The 17,336-nt window shown below is 62.1% G+C and carries 17 protein-coding genes and 3 pseudogenes; 9 read left to right on the top strand and 11 right to left on the bottom strand.

What is annotated here, in order from left to right; all coding sequences use genetic code 11:
* The first annotated feature begins 59 nt into the window (after positions 1 to 59).
* Positions 60 to 503, top strand: coding sequence for a MarR family winged helix-turn-helix transcriptional regulator (locus ACZ5MJ_RS09270; RefSeq protein WP_464223542.1), 444 nt, complete (start codon positions 60 to 62; stop codon positions 501 to 503).
* On the opposite strand, the gene ACZ5MJ_RS09265 is transcribed toward ACZ5MJ_RS09270, so the two are convergent.
* Positions 475 to 816, bottom strand: coding sequence for a response regulator (locus ACZ5MJ_RS09265; protein WP_464223541.1), 342 nt, complete (start codon positions 814 to 816; stop codon positions 475 to 477). The genes ACZ5MJ_RS09270 and ACZ5MJ_RS09265 overlap by 29 nt on opposite strands.
* 15 nt (positions 817 to 831) lie before the next feature.
* Complete coding sequence (locus ACZ5MJ_RS09260) at positions 832 to 2,424, bottom strand: PAS domain-containing hybrid sensor histidine kinase/response regulator (protein ID WP_464223540.1); 1,593 nt, start codon at positions 2,422 to 2,424, stop codon at positions 832 to 834.
* 215 nt (positions 2,425 to 2,639) lie between these two features.
* Between ACZ5MJ_RS09260 and ACZ5MJ_RS09255 the strand changes: the two are divergent.
* Positions 2,640 to 2,830: pseudogene (locus tag ACZ5MJ_RS09255) on the top strand (transposase); the annotation flags it as partial.
* A 30-nt stretch (positions 2,831 to 2,860) separates the two neighbouring features.
* Here the strand turns inward: ACZ5MJ_RS09255 and ACZ5MJ_RS09250 are convergent.
* Both ACZ5MJ_RS09250 and ACZ5MJ_RS09245 read right to left on the bottom strand, forming a co-directional pair.
* Complete coding sequence (locus ACZ5MJ_RS09250; RefSeq protein WP_464223539.1) at positions 2,861 to 3,700, bottom strand: dioxygenase family protein; 840 nt, start codon at positions 3,698 to 3,700, stop codon at positions 2,861 to 2,863.
* Between the two features lie 32 nt (positions 3,701 to 3,732).
* Positions 3,733 to 4,467 carry an alpha/beta hydrolase gene (locus tag ACZ5MJ_RS09245; RefSeq protein ID WP_464223537.1) on the bottom strand — a complete coding sequence of 245 codons (735 nt, stop codon included), beginning with the start codon at positions 4,465 to 4,467 and terminating at the stop codon, positions 3,733 to 3,735.
* Positions 4,468 to 4,598: 131 nt separating this feature from the next.
* Here ACZ5MJ_RS09245 and ACZ5MJ_RS09240 point away from each other — a divergent pair, with 131 nt between their 5' ends.
* A complete protein-coding gene (locus ACZ5MJ_RS09240; RefSeq protein ID WP_464223536.1) occupies positions 4,599 to 5,504 on the top strand; it encodes a LysR family transcriptional regulator in 906 nt (301 codons plus the stop codon).
* 205 nt (positions 5,505 to 5,709) lie between these two features.
* Here the strand turns inward: ACZ5MJ_RS09240 and ACZ5MJ_RS09235 are convergent, their stop codons facing one another.
* Positions 5,710 to 5,841 carry a hypothetical protein gene (locus ACZ5MJ_RS09235; RefSeq protein ID WP_464223535.1) on the bottom strand — a complete coding sequence of 44 codons (132 nt, stop codon included), beginning with the start codon at positions 5,839 to 5,841 and terminating at the stop codon, positions 5,710 to 5,712.
* Positions 5,842 to 6,118: 277 nt separating this feature from the next.
* Positions 6,119 to 6,580: an isochorismatase family protein gene (locus ACZ5MJ_RS09230; protein ID WP_464223534.1), complete on the bottom strand. Its 462-nt coding sequence runs from the start codon at positions 6,578 to 6,580 to the stop codon at positions 6,119 to 6,121.
* A 174-nt stretch (positions 6,581 to 6,754) separates the two neighbouring features.
* On the opposite strand from ACZ5MJ_RS09230, the pseudogene ACZ5MJ_RS09225 reads away from it, so the two are divergent.
* Positions 6,755 to 6,925, top strand: a pseudogene (locus ACZ5MJ_RS09225) (NmrA family NAD(P)-binding protein); the annotation flags it as partial.
* A gap of 44 nt (positions 6,926 to 6,969) precedes the next feature.
* Positions 6,970 to 7,428: a MarR family winged helix-turn-helix transcriptional regulator gene (locus ACZ5MJ_RS09220; RefSeq protein ID WP_464223532.1), complete on the top strand. Its 459-nt coding sequence runs from the start codon at positions 6,970 to 6,972 to the stop codon at positions 7,426 to 7,428.
* 113 nt (positions 7,429 to 7,541) lie between these two features.
* Here the strand turns inward: ACZ5MJ_RS09220 and ACZ5MJ_RS09215 are convergent, their stop codons facing one another.
* Positions 7,542 to 7,997, bottom strand: coding sequence for a (2Fe-2S)-binding protein (locus ACZ5MJ_RS09215; protein ID WP_464223531.1), 456 nt, complete (start codon positions 7,995 to 7,997; stop codon positions 7,542 to 7,544).
* Between the two features lie 57 nt (positions 7,998 to 8,054).
* Positions 8,055 to 9,149: an NADH:flavin oxidoreductase/NADH oxidase gene (locus ACZ5MJ_RS09210; RefSeq protein WP_464223530.1), complete on the bottom strand. Its 1,095-nt coding sequence runs from the start codon at positions 9,147 to 9,149 to the stop codon at positions 8,055 to 8,057.
* 200 nt (positions 9,150 to 9,349) lie between these two features.
* Here ACZ5MJ_RS09210 and ACZ5MJ_RS09205 point away from each other — a divergent pair, with 200 nt between their 5' ends.
* Complete coding sequence (locus tag ACZ5MJ_RS09205) at positions 9,350 to 10,234, top strand: AraC family transcriptional regulator (RefSeq protein WP_464223529.1); 885 nt, start codon at positions 9,350 to 9,352, stop codon at positions 10,232 to 10,234.
* Between the two features lie 119 nt (positions 10,235 to 10,353).
* Here the strand turns inward: ACZ5MJ_RS09205 and bluB are convergent.
* Positions 10,354 to 10,910 (bottom strand): annotated as a pseudogene (gene bluB / locus ACZ5MJ_RS09200) (5,6-dimethylbenzimidazole synthase); the annotation flags it as partial.
* A 123-nt stretch (positions 10,911 to 11,033) separates the two neighbouring features.
* Positions 11,034 to 12,209 carry a tyrosine-type recombinase/integrase gene (locus tag ACZ5MJ_RS09195; RefSeq protein WP_464223528.1) on the bottom strand — a complete coding sequence of 392 codons (1,176 nt, stop codon included), beginning with the start codon at positions 12,207 to 12,209 and terminating at the stop codon, positions 11,034 to 11,036.
* Between the two features lie 311 nt (positions 12,210 to 12,520).
* On the opposite strand from ACZ5MJ_RS09195, the gene ACZ5MJ_RS09190 reads away from it, so the two are divergent.
* The 3 genes from ACZ5MJ_RS09190 to ACZ5MJ_RS09180 are packed head-to-tail and all read left to right on the top strand — an operon-like array spanning position 12,521 to position 16,985.
* Complete coding sequence (locus ACZ5MJ_RS09190; RefSeq protein ID WP_464223526.1) at positions 12,521 to 14,560, top strand: hypothetical protein; 2,040 nt, start codon at positions 12,521 to 12,523, stop codon at positions 14,558 to 14,560.
* 3 nt (positions 14,561 to 14,563) lie between these two features.
* Positions 14,564 to 15,544 carry an ATP-binding protein gene (locus ACZ5MJ_RS09185; RefSeq protein WP_464223525.1) on the top strand — a complete coding sequence of 327 codons (981 nt, stop codon included), beginning with the start codon at positions 14,564 to 14,566 and terminating at the stop codon, positions 15,542 to 15,544.
* A gap of 1 nt (position 15,545) precedes the next feature.
* The gene (locus ACZ5MJ_RS09180) at positions 15,546 to 16,985 is read left to right on the top strand and encodes a hypothetical protein (protein WP_464223524.1); all 1,440 of its coding nucleotides are present in this window, start codon (positions 15,546 to 15,548) and stop codon (positions 16,983 to 16,985) included.
* Positions 16,986 to 17,104: 119 nt separating this feature from the next.
* On the opposite strand, the gene ACZ5MJ_RS09175 is transcribed toward ACZ5MJ_RS09180, so the two are convergent.
* Entirely contained in the window at positions 17,105 to 17,269 is a 165-nt protein-coding gene (locus ACZ5MJ_RS09175) for a hypothetical protein (protein WP_161564120.1), read from the bottom strand.
* Positions 17,270 to 17,336: the final 67 nt, after the last annotated feature.

The following is a 17,336-nucleotide window of genomic DNA, read 5'->3' as shown; positions in this document are numbered from 1 at the left end:
TGGCGTGACGTTGGCGGCGTCCCGCGCGGCTGGCCCCGGGGTTCTTCTATAATCCAGTGATGGAAACTAAACTCGATAGGCGCTTCGGATTTCTGGTGGCAGACGTCGGCCGGCTCTCCGGCAGGCGTTTCGACGACTTGGCGCGCTCTTCCCTTAATCTCACGCGGGCGCAGTGCCGGGCCCTGGCATATTTGTCCCACTATGGCGAGGTCAACCAGGCGAACCTCGCTGAATTGCTGGAGGTTGCACCAATCTCGGCGGGTCGCCTGCTGGATCGGATGGAGGAGGGCGGCTGGATCGAGCGGCTGCTCAACCCGCAAGACAAGCGCGAGCGGGTGGTGCGCATGACGCCCAAGGCCGAGCTGGCACTCGACGCAGCATGCGGCGTGGGGGATGCGGTGGCGGCGGAAGCGCTGAGTGGCTTCAGCAAGCAGGAGAGCGAGCAGTTGATCAGCTTGTTGCAGCGTGTGCGCGTCAATTTGGGGCGCACAGTGGAGCGCTGAAGTGCGCGCGATCCGGGCCGGCGCCTGCCTCATACCGCGTAGTTGCGCGTGACGCGGGAGGGTAGCTGTCAACCTCGACCTCCTTCAGGTCTTCCATGACCTGGAATCCGTCCTTGCCGGGCATCTGGAGATCAAGCAGGATCAGGTCATAGTGGTTCTTGCTGTGAAGCTCGCTAACCACGTGCGGATTCATTGTGGACGCGACGCAAACGTAGCCGGCCCCGCGCAGCATCTGTTCGAGCAGCAGGATGTTGGCCTCCAGATCGTCGACGACCAGGATCTTTGCGGCAAGAATCTCGGAGGGGCTGATCATGTCGGGCGTCCTGCTTCACTGACTCCGAGCATTCCCTTTTTTTGCCCCTTCCAATGCTGCGTCCAGTGCCTCCATAAACTCATTGAGCTTGATTGGCTTGGTCAGGTAGCGAAGGAATCCCGCCTTGAGGCCCTTCTCAATGTCGCGTGCCATCGCATTGGCGCTGAGGGCAATAACTGGAATGTGCATTGTCTTCGAGTCCTCGCGTAGTAATCGCATCGCTTCGACGCCGTTGATGTCGGGCAGATGGATATCCATCACAATCACTTCTGGTAACGAAGTGCGTGCAAGTTCGACACCGAGCGTCCCGGTCACCGCGGTCAGCAGGTGCATATCGGCCCGGCGCGCGATCAGTTGCTCGACCAGTTTCAGGTTTGCGGGGTTATCTTCGACATACAACAGGGTATACACCGAAGAGGGGTTTTCCACTTGCGCGCTGACAGATAGCGCTGGCTCGGCAGTCTCACCGGTCATTGCCGGGGCGCTTGCAGCACCCAGCTCGACCCAGAATACGCTGCCCACGTCAACCGTACTTTCGGCGCCGATGGCCCCTCCCATCAGCTCCACCAGGCGCTTGGCCACCACGAGGCCGATGCCTGTGCCCTCCTCGGGCCCGGCTTCTTGCCCGAGGCGGTTGAACGGCTGGAAGAGTTGTGCTAACCGTTCCGGTGCCAATCCCGCGCCGGTGTCGCGCACGCTGATGCGAATGTGGTCCCCCGTGGTCACGCTCACCTCGACCGTGCCTTGGTCTCGGTTGTATTTGATAGCGTTAGAAAGGAGATTGAGTAGGATCTGCTTCAGCCGGGTGCGATCAGCGCGGACAAAACATGGGAATTCGAACAATGGGAAGCGCATGCGAATCCCTCGCTTCAGTGCCTGCTGTTCGACCATGGAGTGGCATTCGCGCAAGGCTTCGGCCAGGGATACCGGCTCTGGCGACAGCGACGCCTGCCCGGCCTCGATCTTCGCGAGATCAAGGACCTCATTGATCAGTTCCAGCAAATGCCAGCCGGCTTTCAGAATCTGGTCGATGCTGGCCTGCTGCGTGGGGGTCGGCGGCGGCGAATCCGAGGCCATCAACTGTGCGAAACCAAGGATCGCGTTCAAGGGGCTCCGCAACTCATGACTCATGCTGGAAACGAAGTCTGATTTGGCACGATTAGCGCCCTCAGCCGCGGCCTGCGCCTGCTTTTGGTCTTCGATGTCAGTGCAAGTCGCAAACCACTTTACGATATTTCCATCGGCGTCTTTAAATGGCGCTCCGCGGGCAAGGTGGCATCGATAGGCGCCATCGGATGCTCTTCTCAAGCGAAATTCCAGTTCATACTCGCAGCCGCTTGCAACGGCGCCCCTCCAGCGGTCGCTTGTGCCTTGCATATCATCTGGATGTATGACCGCCTGCCAAGCCCCGGTTTGGGTTTGCTCAAGAGTAAGTCCCGTATAGGTGGACCAGCGCTGGTTGCAGTAGTCGATCCAGCCGTCAGGTTTTGCGGTAAACACGATGTGAGGGATGCCGTCGGCCAGCAATCTAAAGTGCCGTTCGCCTTCCCGAATGCCGGAGGCTGAGGAAGATAGCTTTGCCGATTGGTGCGTGGATGGCTTGCGCATGATCTGCCACAAGAAAGGAGAGACTGCACAGGAGGGCTGAAGTCAGATTAAACGAGGGACTCTTGAGGAGGATATGCTCTGCCGTCGTCTGTACAGAGCAATTTTGCTAGCCTAACAGTGAGGTCTACAAACCGGCACATTTCGCAACGTCTTGGATCAAACGGAAGGAGCTGCAGACCTTCGATCGCATGATCGACCGCCACTTCCGTTTCGAGGCCATGTCATCGCGGGTGAACAGTCTCACGGGCGTTCCAGCCGAATGATCCGGCAAAAGTGCTATCCCAGCATCCGCAAAAAGCTATGAGGCGGCGCGCTATGGTCTCCGTCCTACTTTGCCGGAAGCTGCGGCGGTGCGCCTGTCGGGATCGCACGACAATACATCGAGCAGCAAATAACGCCTCAGTAATCGCAGCAAAGGACGCCTACGACGTCCGCGCTATCCTTCCCCGCCCTGAAGGGGCCATGAAGGGCGTGTTTGACGCGCATTCCGATCAAAGCAGTAGACATCCATCGCCAGGATCCCATGATCCACTTCGGCAAACTCGCGCCGCATTGCCGGCGCCGCGCCGCTTCCGGCCGCTGCACCCAATGCGACGAACAAGGGTATCAGGTGCTCTTCGGTCGGATGCGCACGCACGCCAGACGCCGCGAGGCGGCGGTAGTCCAGCAGTTCGTCGGTGTTGCCATTTTGCAGGCGGTCATACACCCATTGCTGGAAGTCCGGCACATACTGCGGGGTGCTGGCAACCCCAGCACGGAAGTCACGCAGGTTGTGGGTGAGACTGCCGGAGCCGACCAGGAGCACATCGTCGTCGATGGCGCCGGCGATCGCCTGTCCGAACCGCAGATGGAATTCAGGACCCTGGCGCGCGTCGATGGACATGGGCACCACCGGAATGTCGGCATCTGGATACATATACCGCAGCGGCACCCATGCGCCGTGATCGAGGCCTCGATGCGCGTCAAGACCGGCTGGCCACGACTGTGCCTGCAGATGTGCGCCTAGCGATTGCGCGAGTTCGGGCGCACCGCTGGCGGGGTACTGAATCTCGTAGAGCGGTTGCGGAAAACCGTAGAAGTCATGAATGGTCTCGAGCCGGGCAGCGGCGCCCACCAGCGTGACGGGGGCCGACCAGTGTGCCGACAGCATGACGATGGCGCGGGGGCGGGGCAGGGCATCGGCGATGCGGCGCCAGGCGCGACCTGTCGCTCCGGCGTCGAGTGCCTCCATCGGCGAGCCATGGGAGACGAAGAGGGTTGGCAAGCGGCTCATCATGTGTTTCCAATCTCGATAAGGATGCGGGGGCGTCAGCCGAACAATCGTCCATTCAGCCAATCGCGGAAATCTGCCGCCATCTCGGGGGTGAGCTCATGTCCTGCCGGATAGTGCAGGGTGCGGTGGCGCACACTGAGCTGACTTAACCAGGCGCCAGCCTTTTTCGCCCACTCAATCGGCAGCTTGTCGTCGTGCTCGCCGTGCGAGACGAAGCCCTCGATGGCTTGAAGGTCGTCAGCCGCGGCAATCAGCGGTGCGATCTCGGGCAGGATTCGCCCGGATAGCAGGCCGAAGCCTCCAACCTGACGCGGCTGCGTGAGCGCCAGGCCAGTGCTCATGATGCCCCCCTGGCTGAAGCCGGCAACGACCGTCTGGCGTGGCGACACGCCGGTCGCCTCCTGCAGCGAGCCGACCAGGCGCAGCAGTTGCTGGCGGCTCGTCTCCGCCTGCGCGGGATCGATGCTGGGCCCGCGCGGGCCGAATCTGACTTGGAACCAGCCGTACTGGCCCGGCCCGAAGACAAGTGGTCCGCGCACCAGCGCGACGCGCACGCGCGCATTCTGTTGCCGCGCCATCGCAGTGAGCTGTGCCTCATTGCCACCCACGCCGTGCAGCAACAGCAGCAGGGCTTGCGGCGCTTGCGCTACGGGGGCGCTATCGAGTGTAGTGGTTTCCAGCAGGCGGTAGCTCAGGCCTGAGGCTGCGTCAGTCAGTAGCTGGGAAAGGCGAGGCTCGTTGACCGAGCCAATGGGGGGCGTGGAAGGCATGGAGGCGTGCTGTTCGGATTGGTCGTGGCCATATGATCATGGTTTCCGCACTACTAATAAAGTTGCGCTTTGGAATATGATTGTTACTAATCTGGAACCAAACAGGCCTACTGCTGGGCCGTAAAGCGTCGATGGATACACATTTCGCGATGCGCGTCTTCGATAAGGTCGTTGAGCTAGGTTCGTTTTCTGCGGCAGCAGACCGGCTTGAGCTTGCTCGCCCCACAGTCACGAAGATCGTGGCCTTCCTCGAGCACAAGTACGGCGTACGACTGCTGAACCGCACCACACGCCGCCTGAGCCTGACGGACGCAGGCCGGGCTTTTCACGAGCGCTCGCGCACAATCCTGGCGGATATAGACGAGATGGAGTTCGCACTCCAGTCGGAATCCGTACGGCCCAGCGGGAAACTCCGAATTACCGCTCCCTTTACCTTCGGCGCGCTGCATCTTGGGCCGGCGGTCAACGCGTTCATGCGCAGATATCCGGAAGTCTTTGTCGATGTGGAGTTGAGCGACCGCACGGTCGACCTTGTGGAAGAGGGGTTTGATCTCGCCCTGCGCATTGGCAACCTGGGCGATTCCTCGCTGGTGGCCCGTCAGCTGGCGGACCAAAAGGTGTGGATTTGCGCCTCACCGGCGTATGTGGCGCGGAACGGGGCGCCACAACTGCCAAGCGATCTCGAGCGGCACCAGTGTTTGCACTATGCCTACTGGGCCGGCGGCGCCGAATGGCGGCTGGAGAGCGATGGCGCGGAGTACACGGTGAAGGTGGCTGGCCCGATGCGCGCCAATAACGGGGATTTGCTGCGTAGCGCGGCGCTCGACGGATTGGGCATCATCATGCAACCGGACTTTATCGTCGGCGACGATATCCGCGCCGGACGCCTGGTGCCGTTGCTGCCTAAGTACACTGTCGCGACGATCGGTATCCACGTGCTCTATCCTCACCGGCGTTATCTGTCCGCCAAGGTCCGCGCCTTCGCTGAGCACTTGACCGAGTGCTTTGGTGAGGGAGGGGCGCAGGGCGCCGGCTGAGCAAACGAAGTTTATTGAACATCCTGGCTTGTGCGAGTTTTGGCTCACAAGCTCGCCACCTGCCATCGGTGTGTTTCCATGCCCTTATTCGGCTGCATCAGGCACCTCTTTGGCGCCATGCAATGACTGGATTTCAGTTGTGTCGATGCGTTGGGTTTTACCGTTCTCGACGACGTCGGTACGCAGCACGAAACCCGGTTACGGGTCAGCGCGCAAAGCCCCGAATGCGGGTGCCCGCGACGTCCATCATGGTCGAGGCCCAGAAATCGACGCCTGTCGCGCAAGCCAGTCCCAGTCCGATCAGGTAGACGCGCGCCGGAGACAGCTCCGGATGCATGCTTAGCCGGGGCTTGTCTCTCGCCAAAGCCACTCTCGGGGGAGTTGCATTCTCCTCGCAGGTTCCTTCACGAATACCTCGTCGAGATGCCAGCGCCTGAAACTGTACCGGCCATTCTCGCCGAACCAATGCATGCAGGCGCGCCACGGCACTCTTGTGACCGAGGCCAAGCCCGCGAGGCAAGCGGGGGAGAAGCTCCTCCAAAGGCGGGCACTTCTGCCGGCTTTCAAGGATCGCACCGGGCATGGCCATCTTCGAAGATCGCGCCCACTATTGGTTACTTGACCATGCCGAAGGGATCCAGCACGACATGCTGATTTGCGTTGTTCCAGAAGTTCTGCAGCACGAAGCCGTACTCGGGCAGGTTCTGAATAAACGGCGCCAACATGTCATTCGCAGTCTCGCGCTTCCAATCGGCCTGTAGTTCGCATGCGAGGGCGAAGGTCGATACGAGTGAAGCGCCTGCATTAGCCATACGGGACATCGCGGTTTGTGCCTCGTAAGCGTTCCACGCGCCGCAGGCGTCCACTACTGGGAAAACGCTGTAGCCATCTTGGAGCATTGAGAGTGTCGGGAAGGTGCAGCAGGTTCCGATCGTGACGCCCGAGATGATGATGTGCTGCCGCCCCGTCTTTGCCACAAGGTCTTCAAATGCCTGGCGGAAGGTAGGGTCTTCATAGCAGTTGATAATGCCGGTCCGGCGATAAATTGGCTCCTCCGAGAAGAACCACGGACGCATTGCAGTGTTCGGGGACCAGGGCTGGGTGGAGATCGTATCCGAAGGCAATGTCGACCAGGGCCTGCCGACTCGCCTGATCCATCGCGGCGGCACGGCCCTGCCGCGCACAGAGCGCGTTTTCGAGGCGACCGACGCGGTGCTGGCCAATTTCGAGGCGTGGGCGGATGCGGTCGGGAGCAGCTATACAAATTTCCTCCGTTCCTTGTGCAACACCTCGTCGAAGTCGCCCAGCACTATCGGGAGGGCGTCTTCCAAGGGACTAACGATGTCGTCGAGAAGATCACGGGCACACCGGCGCTGTCCGTGCCTGCCTTCATCGAGAAGTACCGAAGCGCCTTTGCCTGAAATTCGCTGAACTGGGCCATTTGTCAACGTTGAGGAGAAAAGAGATGCAGGCGGAAAGCCAACCCATTGGTGTGGATCAATGCAACTGCTTCACGGTGAGGAAGGCCGCCCGCCAGATCACGCGTCTTTACGACGCATATCTCCAACCATCCGGCCTTCGCATCACGCAATTTCTGATCTTGGCAACTTTGAGCGAGGGGGAGTCCGCCTCGGTCAATACCCTGGCTGAGCGACTCGACATTGAGCGCACAGCCATGGGAAAGATGATCGGTTTTTTGGAGCGCGATGGATTTGTCAGGGTACGGCCTTCCCCTGAGGACGGTCGTATTCGCATCGTCGAACTCACCCCGGATGGAATGAAGCTTTTCGAACGAGCGGCGCCGCTCTGGCAAGAAGCCCAGCATCAGTTCAGCATCATGAATGGAGCGACAAATGTGGATGTGCTGCGTCGCAGCCTTTCGGAGATGAAGGTCAGCATTGGGCCCGAATCTTCCCTGAAATAGTCATTGTTCAGGTTGGGGGGCGCTGGACGTTTGAATGGTACATGTCCGCTTGTCAGGCCGGTACCGAGGCTAGAAAAGTCAAACCTTCTTGTGTGCCTGCCGGCGGTGGACAATCAGGCTAGTTTGAAGGGAAGCTGGCGCAGCGGCTTGCCGGTGAGGCGCGCAATGGCGTTGGCAAATGCCGGAGCCAACGGCGGCAGGCCAGGCTCGCCCATGCCCGTTGGTGGATCGGCGGCGGTAGCGCTCATGATCTGGCCGCTCTGGCAGTAACCGCACTGCGCCGCGTCGTGCTTGACCCAGGCCGCATGGACTGCGGTGCCGACCCGGTCGCTGCCACCCGTGGCAGCTTCGATCGTGACAATGGTCTTGCCCTCGGCAGCAGAGACCGGAGTGATGCACGAGCGAATGGCCTGGCCGTCCAGATGCACGGTGCAGGCGCCGCATAGGGCAGCACCGCAGCCGAATTTGGTGCCGGTCATGCCAAGGGAGTCGCGCAGCGCCCAGAGGATGGGCGTGCCGGGATCGACATCGATCGTGTGCTTACGGCCGTTCACGTTGAGCGTGCTCATCGGGGAGGATTCTCCGTAGGTGGTGGTCAGGGTACGAGTGCCGTGAACCGCCTGGCCTCAGCCCGCCCAGCTCTGCAACCAGAAGGCGTACGGCGTTGGCAGCACTGACGCCGCCTGCTCGACCATGAGGTCCCGCGCCGCCTGGTACGGCCAGTGCGGATTCGCCAGCAACGTACGGCCGAACAGCGCGAGGTCAAGCTGCCCCTCGCGAATCAGGGCGTCCGCCTCTGACGCCCGTGTGATCTGCCAGCTGGTCGCAACCGGCAGCCCAGTTCGCGCGCGAATCTGTCGTGCGTAGGGAACGAGAAAATTCGGCCCCCATGGCACTTGTTCGTCCGCAGTGGACAGTGCGAGTCCCACGTCGACGAGATCCAAGCCTGCATTCTTCAGCCATTTCAGGACCCGAACGGACTCATCGAGTGTCTCATCTTCCCGACCGTTGAATTCCACGACACCCAGGCGTGCCGTCAGCGGCAGGCTTTTCGGCCATGCCTCTCTCACGGCGGCCACCGTCTCGATCAGGAAGCGAGCGCGATTCTCGAGGGAACCGCCGTACTGGTCGTCCCGCGCATTTGTTAGAGCGGACAGGAAATTCTGTGCGAGAAAGCCATGGGCAAAATGAAGCTCGAGCCACTGGAATCCCGCCTGCAGGGCACGAGCGGCGGCATCCACGAAATGCTGTTGCGTGCGCCGGATGTCCTCCACGCTCATTTCCCGCGGCATATGCGGGTCCGCGGGCATGAACGGCAGCGCGCTCGGCGCTTCAGGCTGCCAGGCACGCGGATCGTTCCTGTCCAGTGGGGCACCGCCTTCCCAGGGGGGCGTGCAGCCGGCCTTGCGGCCGGCGTGACCGATCTGGATGCCCGGTACGGCGCCGGCGGCCTTGATCGCCTTCGCCGCAGCGGCAAGGCCTGCAATGTGCGAGTCACTCCAGAGACCCACGTCACCGGGCGTAATCCGTCCCTCCGGTGACACGGCGGTCGCTTCAACGATCACGAGTCCGGCGCCGCCGCGCGCCAGCGTAGCGTAGTGGCTCTGATGCCAATCGTTCAGATGCCCGACCTCGGCCATGTACTGGCACATGGGAGAGACGACGATGCGATTTCGAAGGGTGACTCCCTTCAATGAGTAGGGGGAAAAGAGGGACGACATCTGGCAAGCTCATGGATAGCGATGGGGCCCAGTTTGAGGTAGGGTGCCCGAAAACCGTTTGCCAATTCCGTCCCACTTTTTGCCCAATCCAACGATTGCATGCCCGTCACGATCGCCTGACTTCCGTCGGTGCTAGACTTCCTGCAGCAAAAAGAGGGCGGGCGGGTGCATGAATGCTTAACAAGACTGGAAACCCTGGCATGGTTGCGGCCATTGACCGCCTCGCTGAGGCAATCGGCAGAATTGCCCAAAATGACGGTGACTACTTCACTGCGATTTCGGGCCTGACGCTCCATCGCAGGAGCGCCAGTGCAGCGCCGATGGCATGCATCTACGGGTTCGGGCTTGGGGTGGTCGCTCAGGGTGGCAAGCAGGTCATGCTGGGCAACGAGGTGTTCAACTACGCATCTGGACAATCCTTGCTGACGACGATCGACGTGCCTGTCGTGTCGAACGTCACGGTCGCTACGCCGGCCAAGCCGTTCCTTGGCCTGATGTTGGCGCTTGAGCCGCGTATCGTCATGGACCTGGCTGCAAAAATGGAAGGGATGGAGCCTCGGAAGGAGAGTCCGAATCTCGCCATTTCCGTCAGTGACCTCGAGCCGCCTGTCCTGGACGCATTGATCCGGCTCGTACGATTGCTCGACGAGCCGGAACTCATACCTCACGTCGCCGCGTTGATTCAGCAGGAAATCGCCATTCGCCTGCTGGCGGGGGCCCAAGGGCCGCTGCTTCGAAAGTTCGCGGCCACCGGCTCGCCAAGTGAGCAAATTGCCAGGGCAGTGGCGTGGCTCAAGCTGAATTTTGCAGTGTCGTTCCCGGTGGAGGAACTCGCAGCCAATGCACACATGAGCCCTTCGACATTCCGGCAGCACTTTCGCGCGATTACCGGGACCAGCCCGCTGCAGTACCAGAAACAGCTGCGCCTCCAGGAGGCACGCCAATTGATGCTGAGCCAGAACCTCGACGCAGGAACGGCGAGTCTTAGGGTCGGGTATGAAAGCGCATCACAATTCAGCCGGGAATATGCCCGGCTCTTCGGTGCTCCGCCTTTGCGGGATATCCAACGAATGCGCATTAGCTGAAAGCCAGCCGAAGGAAGAGTTCTTTGCACACGATCAGCGACGCGCCTCGCGGGTGGAGCTGTACGAGCGGGTTATGGCGCTACACGCCCAGGGCGCCACGATGGAAGGAATCGGGCGCGAGCTCTCAATCGACCATCGAACCGTGCAGCCACGGGCCGGGCACCGGGCGGCAGCCGCAACAACCGGCCAAGCTGTTCCGGGTCGAACAAGGAAACTCAGCCCACGCCGATTCCTTCGGCGCGCGCCGCAAGCCAGAGGTTCTGGATGGCGCAGGCCACCGAAGCGAGATCCATGTCCGGCATGGTGCGCCGACCGAAGATATGCCGCTCACGTCCATCCATCAGCGCTGCCACCAGGACTTCCCCCGCAGTCCAGGATGCCCTCCACCTTGAGTCGCATGAACTCGTTCTGGCGTTCGCCCAGGGCAAGCGCGGTGCGCTGGCGATCGGCATCGACCAGCGCATGGACCTGCGTTCTCAGGCTCCTGTCAGTGATGCGGATGAAGCGCCAGGGTTGCATGAAGCCGACGCCGGGGGGCGAGATGCGCAGCGTGCAACAAGCGTTCCAGCAATGCAGGATCGAGCGGGTCCGGCCGGAAGTGGCGCATGTCGCGACGCTCCCGGATGATGCGATAGACGGCGGCAATTTCACTGTCGCTGTAGCGATATGGGTTCATGGCTTGAATAGCCTGGCGGTGGCGCTTGGGCTGGAGGGAAAGTCGCAATGCAGGTAGCTTGCCACGATGGCGCCGTGACGATCGATGGCTTTGCCCTGTGCGGTTTGGCGATGCCGGCTCATCCTAGGTCTTGCTGGTCCAACCGATGCGGTGCCGCGCTTGGGTGGCCTCATGCCGCGCATCCTCCTCGCTGTGCAGGTACGCGCTGGTAGTCGCTATCGAGGCATGGCCAAAGTTGTCGCGCACAAAGCGCAGGTCGACCTGCTGGTCGGTCATGTGCGAGCCGGCGGTGTGGCGCAGCCAGTGCGCCGAGGCGCTGGCCAGCACCGCGGCCTGCGCCTCCCACTCGGGCCCGCGCGCCCGCAGGCGCTCGGCCGCCAGGCCGAACACCTCTTTCAGAATCAGGTGCAGCGCCCCGCGTGACAGGGCCTTGTCGCGCCCCTGATCACGGCCGATGACCGGCAGCACCAGCGGACGCGTCTCCCCGGGCAGCGGGGTCGGTGGCAGCCCGTGGGCGCGACGGTAGCGCGCCAGTTCGGCGATCAGTTCGTCGGTGGCCGGCACCAGCCGGGTCTGGTTGCCCTTGCCGGTCACCTCCAGCCACCAGCGCTCCACGCCTGAGCCGTCGCGCCGACAGAAGAACGCGCCCATGGGAGTGGCTGTCAATTCGGAGGCCCGCAAGCCACCCAGATAGAGCACGGTCAGTACCCACCGGCAGCGCGCCGCATGCAGGCGCTCGCGCTCGGTGGCGGTCGGCATCGCCTCGACGGTGTCTTTCACGGTCGCCCACCAGTCATGGCTCAGGTAGCGCGTGATGCGCGGCTTGGTGGGCGCGCGCCGGCGGCGGGCCAGCGCGAGCGGGTTGCCGGCCAGGTAGCCGGCTTCGGTCAGCCAGGCGAAGCAGGCGTTCAGGATGACCATCGCCTGGCGCACGCTGCCGGGCGACAACGGCCCGGCAAAGGGGCGCCAGTTCGGAAGGCTGCGCGCGAGCTTCTTGCTGCCGGCCAGGACCCAGCGCGCCGCCGGTTGCGGATCGGCGAGGAAGCGCTCGTAGGCCAGCAGGTCCTCGTGCGTGAGCGAGGAGAACGGCTTGCCCAGTTGCAGCACCGCCCACAGGATCAGCCGCTCGATCTCGCGCCGGTAGGTCGCGAGCGTCGCCGCGCTGTCGGCATAGCGCGCAAGCCAGGCGGTGACGGCAGCCAGGTCGTCCCCCGCTGCAATCCGGGTGGCGGGGTCGGGTGCGCGGTTGCTACCGCCACCGGACAGCGCCGGAGGAAGGCGTAAGCGCTCCAGTGGCATGGGCAGCGTGCCGACGGGGGCGGGAACATGTGATGAAGTGGTATCCGGGGACGATTGCAAGGCGAGGCCCGTCAGTGAAACTAATTTTGTTCCCGTCATGGACACGGAAAATAAGGGCAACCAGAGGGTCGCGTAACAAAATTAGTTTAAAAAGTTGAAAGACAAATTGTTCCTTCGGCCGACAGTTAAACTAATATTGTATCCTTGCCCACGTTCCGGCACATCCTTGCCTTGCAGGCTCCCGCGATAGCGCCCTATGGTTCATAGCGATTGGGCCATAGGCGATGGTGGCCATTTGTGCTGGAACCTCCATGGAAGTCCGCGACGCTGACGACAGCTGTCATTGCTCCCGCCGCACAATCGGCAGGAGAGCCATCGACACCTCGCTCTGGGCAAGCCCGGATGAAGGGGCGCTCGAAGGAGAACGGCGCGCGTTGTATTTTGCGAGAAAGCAGGCGGTCTCGCTGTACCTTTCCGGCGCGACGGCCGACACCATCAAGCGTCTCACCTCACTTGGCGCAAAGCAGGCTTATCGACTGATCCGCGAACGTTGCCTCGAAACGCATCCGGACGGGCGACCCTACGGCTGGCGCGGGCTGGTTCCGTGGACCCGGATCAAGCACTACCGGCGCCATCGGAAGATCCATGTCAGTCAGTTCGGTGGCGGCGCCGTTGGTGCCCTGCAGGCGCTCCTTGATGCGCAGCCGGAGCTTCGCCAGGCATTCGAAGCGCGTATTCTCGCGAGCGCGTCCGGCAAGCGGCTGGTCGAAACCCGGCAGTCGAAAAGACGTCACTGCGGGTGGCTTCTCGACCAGCTCCGCGAACTTGGATGTGAACAGCGAAACGAGTGGCCGTTCAACACGGCGACCCTGGGGTACGTCTCGATTGGCCGGTATATCGACAGGGTGTTGTCGGCCAACCCACGAGCGCTGGCGGCGGCGAGCGGCGGTCCAGAGCTGGTGTCAAAGTTGAAGACAGGGGACGGAACCGGACGGCCAGTTCAGAAGTTCATGCAGCGCGTCGAGATGGATGCGCACAAACTGGACGGACGTTTCTGCGTGTCGCTTCCCCTGATGGGAGGCGGTTTTCGGGAGAAGATCGTTCATCGTCTCTGGGTTATCGTGATTCTTGAAGTGATGTCGCGCGCGGTGCTCGGCTACTACTTCAGTATGAGACGAGAAGTCTCGAAGGATGATGTCCTGCGCGCGCTGAAGCGGGCATTGGGAAAATGGTGTGCGCGCCCGGTAAGCTTTAGCGACAAGGCGTATCTGCCCGATGCCGGGCTTCTGTCGGTGCTGGGTGACAATTTCGTTGGACTGTGCTGGGATGAGACCAGCGTAGACGGTGCCCTTGCCGAGACCTGTCAGCACGTGCGCGACGCGTTGCGCGATACGGTTCGCGCGACGCTGCTTGAGCCGAAAACCTCGTTCTCGAAACGTCGAAGCAAGGACGACCGGCCCTTCATCGAGGCGTTTTTCCGCAATCTGGCGGGGAAGGGCTTTCAGCGTCTTTCCAACACCACCGGCGCCAAGCCTCAGGACCGTAAGGGCCGGAAGCCGGAAGACGTTGCGCTGGCAAGCCGATTCCAGTACGAATATGCGGAAGAGCTGCTGGACGTGCTCATCGCCAATTACAACGCAACACCGCACAGCGGGATTGGCAACCGCACGCCGCTCGCATACGCGAACTTCCTGTACCACCACGCCCAGCAGAGCTTGCGCCGAGTCGATCCCGCCGTTGTGGAAGCGCTATTCAGCATCCGCAAGCGCTGCATCGTGCGCGGCGGAGCAGCGAGTGGGCGCGCCCCGTATGTGGAGTTCTATTACGGCCGCTACACCAACGAGGTGCTGCACAACCGGCACGACCTGGCAGGATCCGAGATCTGGGTGGTCTGTCACAAGGAGGATGATTGCCGGGTAGCGCTCGCCTCCACGCTTGACGGCATCCCACTCGGTGTACTGCGGGCAGCGCCGCCCTGGAACATTTCACCACATAGTCTTGCCGTTCGCGCAGCAATCTCTCAGGCCTGCTCGCACGGACAACTGACTATCCCAGCGGGCGCAGACGCCATTGAAATCTTCATGCGCTTTGTAGAGAGTCAGGCACACAAACGCTTACCCGTCCATCCGGCCTACCTCGAAGCGCGACGCATTCTGGTTGCTGCAGCGGATCCGTCGATCGGCGCTGCCATGCTGGACGCTGCGATGGATCGTGCCAAACAGAAGGACAGCACAGGTTCGCGCAACGGTGGCACCAGCAACAAGCCAGCGCGACCAAACGTGGCGATCAAAACTGAGCCCGCGACTCCGGGCTCCATGCTCCCGCCACGTCGAATGGCGCAATCGGGGTAGGTCATGCGATTCCCTCTGCCCGAGCGCATCGATCCGCGACACTGCATCGTGACGAAGCAGTACGCAGTATATACGCCGCCCATGCACGAGATGATTGAACAGCTCGGCGAATGGATCGACCAGCAGCGCCCCGGCGGCTATATCTATGGTGCATCACGGCTGGGCAAGTCTCGCTGCGTGCAATGGTACGTCGCTCAGGTGCTGCAGGAACGCCTTAACGCCGTGGTACCGCTGGTGGTGTGGAATCGCCGTCCGGACAGCCAGACAAGCGAAGCAGGATTCTGGCATCAGCTGTTACTCGCCTCGAACTTCGAATTCGCCAACCCGGCGAAACCACCGAAAAGAGCGGAAGGGATCCACCTGTGCAGGCAACGCTTCATCGCCATTGCGAACAACGCGCAGCGTAATTATGTCGTACTGGCCATCGACGAAGCGCAGGATCTGACGCTCCGGGAGTGGAAGTGGTTGCTCGGTCTTCAGAATGACCTTGATTACGAGGGCTACCTGCTGAGCGTGTTTTCCGTCGGCTCGCACCAGCTGAACTATCGTCACGAGTATATGGCGATCACCGGCAACGCTCACCTGGCAGCACGTTTTATGGCCGCGCATGCGCGATTTCATGGGCTGCGTTCGCCGGAAGAAATCGCATACGTGCTCAACGGCTACGATATTGACTCGGAATGGCCACCGGGCAGCGGCGTTTCATACCTGAAGTATTTCGCGCCGGTTCAATTCGCGGCCGGGCACCGCCTTGCAGACTGTGCCGCGCTGGTGTGGAAAGCGCTGGTGGAACTCTCGCCCGAATCTGCGCGCCGGCATCTCGAGTTCCCGATGCAGCACATCGCCAGGGCAACCGAGGCGATGCTTTTCCAGCTGGCGCATGGCGGAGACTGGGTTGACGTGACGTCTTACGAGAACTGGTTGCAGGAATTCGCTAAAGCGAACTTGTCGGACCACATGAGGATCATCTCGACGGGTAGTTGACATGGCGGCCTACCCATCGGTGAACTGGTGGCCGGGAAACCTCCGTCCGTACGAGTCGAGGCTGTCGTTCGTCGCCCGCTTCTGCGCACTGAATGGCATCAACGTCGGAAAATGCGCGAAGTTTTTGCGTGTGGCGCTCGATAGCAACACGCCGCTTCCGATCGACGAAATCAGGCGCCTGGCGTCCGTGCTCGGTGAGACCGCGCCGCTTCTCGAAGACGTTTTCTCGCCTTCCATACGGTTCATCGATGTCGGTCGTTATGGCCCACCTCCCGATAGTCGCGAGCGACGTGCCATCCGCTATTGCGAAACCTGTGTGCAGCACGGCTACCACAGCTACCTGCATCAGCTTGGGTGGCTTTCGCGGTGCCCATTTCACCTGAGCGCGCTAAAAACGACCTGGGCGCAGGAGCACGCCGCCCGCCTCGTGTCGCAGCGCGTGGGCGCGTTGGAGTTCGTGATGCGGCAACGCTGCAGGACGTGGCCGCACGGCATTGATGCCGGCTTTCCCGCCCGAGAGCAGGGGCGTGTTGCGTCGCTCGCCGGCTGGGTCGCACGGGCGAGCGTCGCGGCCGCGCGCATGTCGCTCGGCGAGATCTGGTCGTCGGGCAACGATGGCATGCCGGGGGCGGTCTCCCTCGACCAAGCGTTCGGTCAGCTGCGCACGCTTGAGCCCCCGCCCGAGGACATCGAGCCGCTCCTGACCGAAGCGGGTGATCGGTGGAGTCTGGAAAGCCACGCGTTTGCGCGGCAAGCGAGAATCCAACTCGGCCACCTCAGGTTATGCCACCTCAGCTTTGCCGACGTTCTTCACTTCTATATACGCATCAACGCCGCTTCGGCGAATCCGTCTTCGTTTGTCACGCGCCTGAATGCCATCCAGGACCGGCAGGCTCGCCATGGCACGTGTCGCTGTCGGTGGAGGCTGACCAAGGAGGGACGGCTCTCGCGCTGGGTCAGGGTGCACCCAGAGGAGGGGCCCCGCTGGGGCCTGATCTGCCCATACGATGTCGCGCTCAACGAACTTCAACTCGGCTGGGGCCGTGCGGACCTGGCGCTCTCCAATCGGCAGGCGGAGCAGGAACGGCAGCGCTTCTGCAGCGTTTCTCGCGCGATGCGCGACTTGGGCCTCATCCGCTATACACGGGATGCAGCAGTAGCGCCGGCCGGTTACCTATATGCAGATCAGGACGTCTGGACCTGCTGCGAGTGGGTCCGGGAGTCGACGCTAACTGCAGTGCTCGATATGGCGGTCACGTGGGAAGTCGATCTGACGTTCGATGCGTTGACCGCTTGGCTAGACGACATCGATCGGGGTGTCGATCCGCTTGAGCGCGACGATTCCAAATCTTGCGTCCGCCTGTGCGAAACCGACGACGGGCTGTTGCTGATTAGATGGACGCAGGCAGAAGGGTCCGCGTCGCAGACGACTCCGTTCTGAGCGCGACGTTGGGCACGAGCTCCGGCACGGAGCGGGCCGCCATGGGTAATCGGGCGCCGCACGAAAGGGGCGCCAAGGTAAGTCAAGACGATGGTAGCCCCGTGGATCCCCGCGCTCAGCTAGATCGCCGCGAGGTTTTGCGCTGACCGAAAGCCCGCCGCCTCGTCCTCGCGCAGGCTGGCAATGAGCGTCGATTTGGGGTTCCAGCGCTCCCGCGTGAGTGGCAGGCGCCGCTCAAGCAGGTTTTGATCGAGCGCACTGGTTGCCAGCGGCGGTAGCGCCACCTTGCCAGGCTTGCTGCGAACAGCAGGAGGGCGGTGCACCTCTGGGGCGCGGCAGCCCGGCGATTTT

This window comes from Cupriavidus sp. LA-1 (genome assembly GCF_055385985.1).
This window is presented reverse-complemented; position numbering and strand designations above follow the sequence as displayed.

Bases quoted from the DNA above. Each gene is read 5' to 3' on its own strand.
- ACZ5MJ_RS09220 (WP_464223532.1), top strand. From the start codon at position 6,970: ATGCAGGCGGAAAGCCAACCCATTGGTGTGGATCAATGCAACTGCTTC.
- ACZ5MJ_RS09230 (WP_464223534.1), bottom strand. From the start codon at position 6,580: ATGCGTCCGTGGTTCTTCTCGGAGGAGCCAATTTATCGCCGGACCGGC.
- ACZ5MJ_RS09195 (WP_464223528.1), bottom strand. From the start codon at position 12,209: ATGCCACTGGAGCGCTTACGCCTTCCTCCGGCGCTGTCCGGTGGCGGT.
- ACZ5MJ_RS09205 (WP_464223529.1), top strand. From the start codon at position 9,350: ATGGTTGCGGCCATTGACCGCCTCGCTGAGGCAATCGGCAGAATTGCC.
- ACZ5MJ_RS09210 (WP_464223530.1), bottom strand. From the start codon at position 9,149: ATGTCGTCCCTCTTTTCCCCCTACTCATTGAAGGGAGTCACCCTTCGA.
- ACZ5MJ_RS09260 (WP_464223540.1), bottom strand. From the start codon at position 2,424: ATGCGCAAGCCATCCACGCACCAATCGGCAAAGCTATCTTCCTCAGCC.
- ACZ5MJ_RS09235 (WP_464223535.1), bottom strand. From the start codon at position 5,841: ATGCATCCGGAGCTGTCTCCGGCGCGCGTCTACCTGATCGGACTGGGA.
- ACZ5MJ_RS09190 (WP_464223526.1), top strand. From the start codon at position 12,521: ATGGAAGTCCGCGACGCTGACGACAGCTGTCATTGCTCCCGCCGCACA.
- ACZ5MJ_RS09180 (WP_464223524.1), top strand. From the start codon at position 15,546: ATGGCGGCCTACCCATCGGTGAACTGGTGGCCGGGAAACCTCCGTCCG.
- ACZ5MJ_RS09270 (WP_464223542.1), top strand. From the start codon at position 60: ATGGAAACTAAACTCGATAGGCGCTTCGGATTTCTGGTGGCAGACGTC.
- ACZ5MJ_RS09215 (WP_464223531.1), bottom strand. From the start codon at position 7,997: ATGAGCACGCTCAACGTGAACGGCCGTAAGCACACGATCGATGTCGAT.
- ACZ5MJ_RS09250 (WP_464223539.1), bottom strand. From the start codon at position 3,700: ATGATGAGCCGCTTGCCAACCCTCTTCGTCTCCCATGGCTCGCCGATG.
- ACZ5MJ_RS09240 (WP_464223536.1), top strand. From the start codon at position 4,599: ATGGATACACATTTCGCGATGCGCGTCTTCGATAAGGTCGTTGAGCTA.
- ACZ5MJ_RS09245 (WP_464223537.1), bottom strand. From the start codon at position 4,467: ATGCCTTCCACGCCCCCCATTGGCTCGGTCAACGAGCCTCGCCTTTCC.
- ACZ5MJ_RS09265 (WP_464223541.1), bottom strand. From the start codon at position 816: ATGATCAGCCCCTCCGAGATTCTTGCCGCAAAGATCCTGGTCGTCGAC.
- ACZ5MJ_RS09185 (WP_464223525.1), top strand. From the start codon at position 14,564: ATGCGATTCCCTCTGCCCGAGCGCATCGATCCGCGACACTGCATCGTG.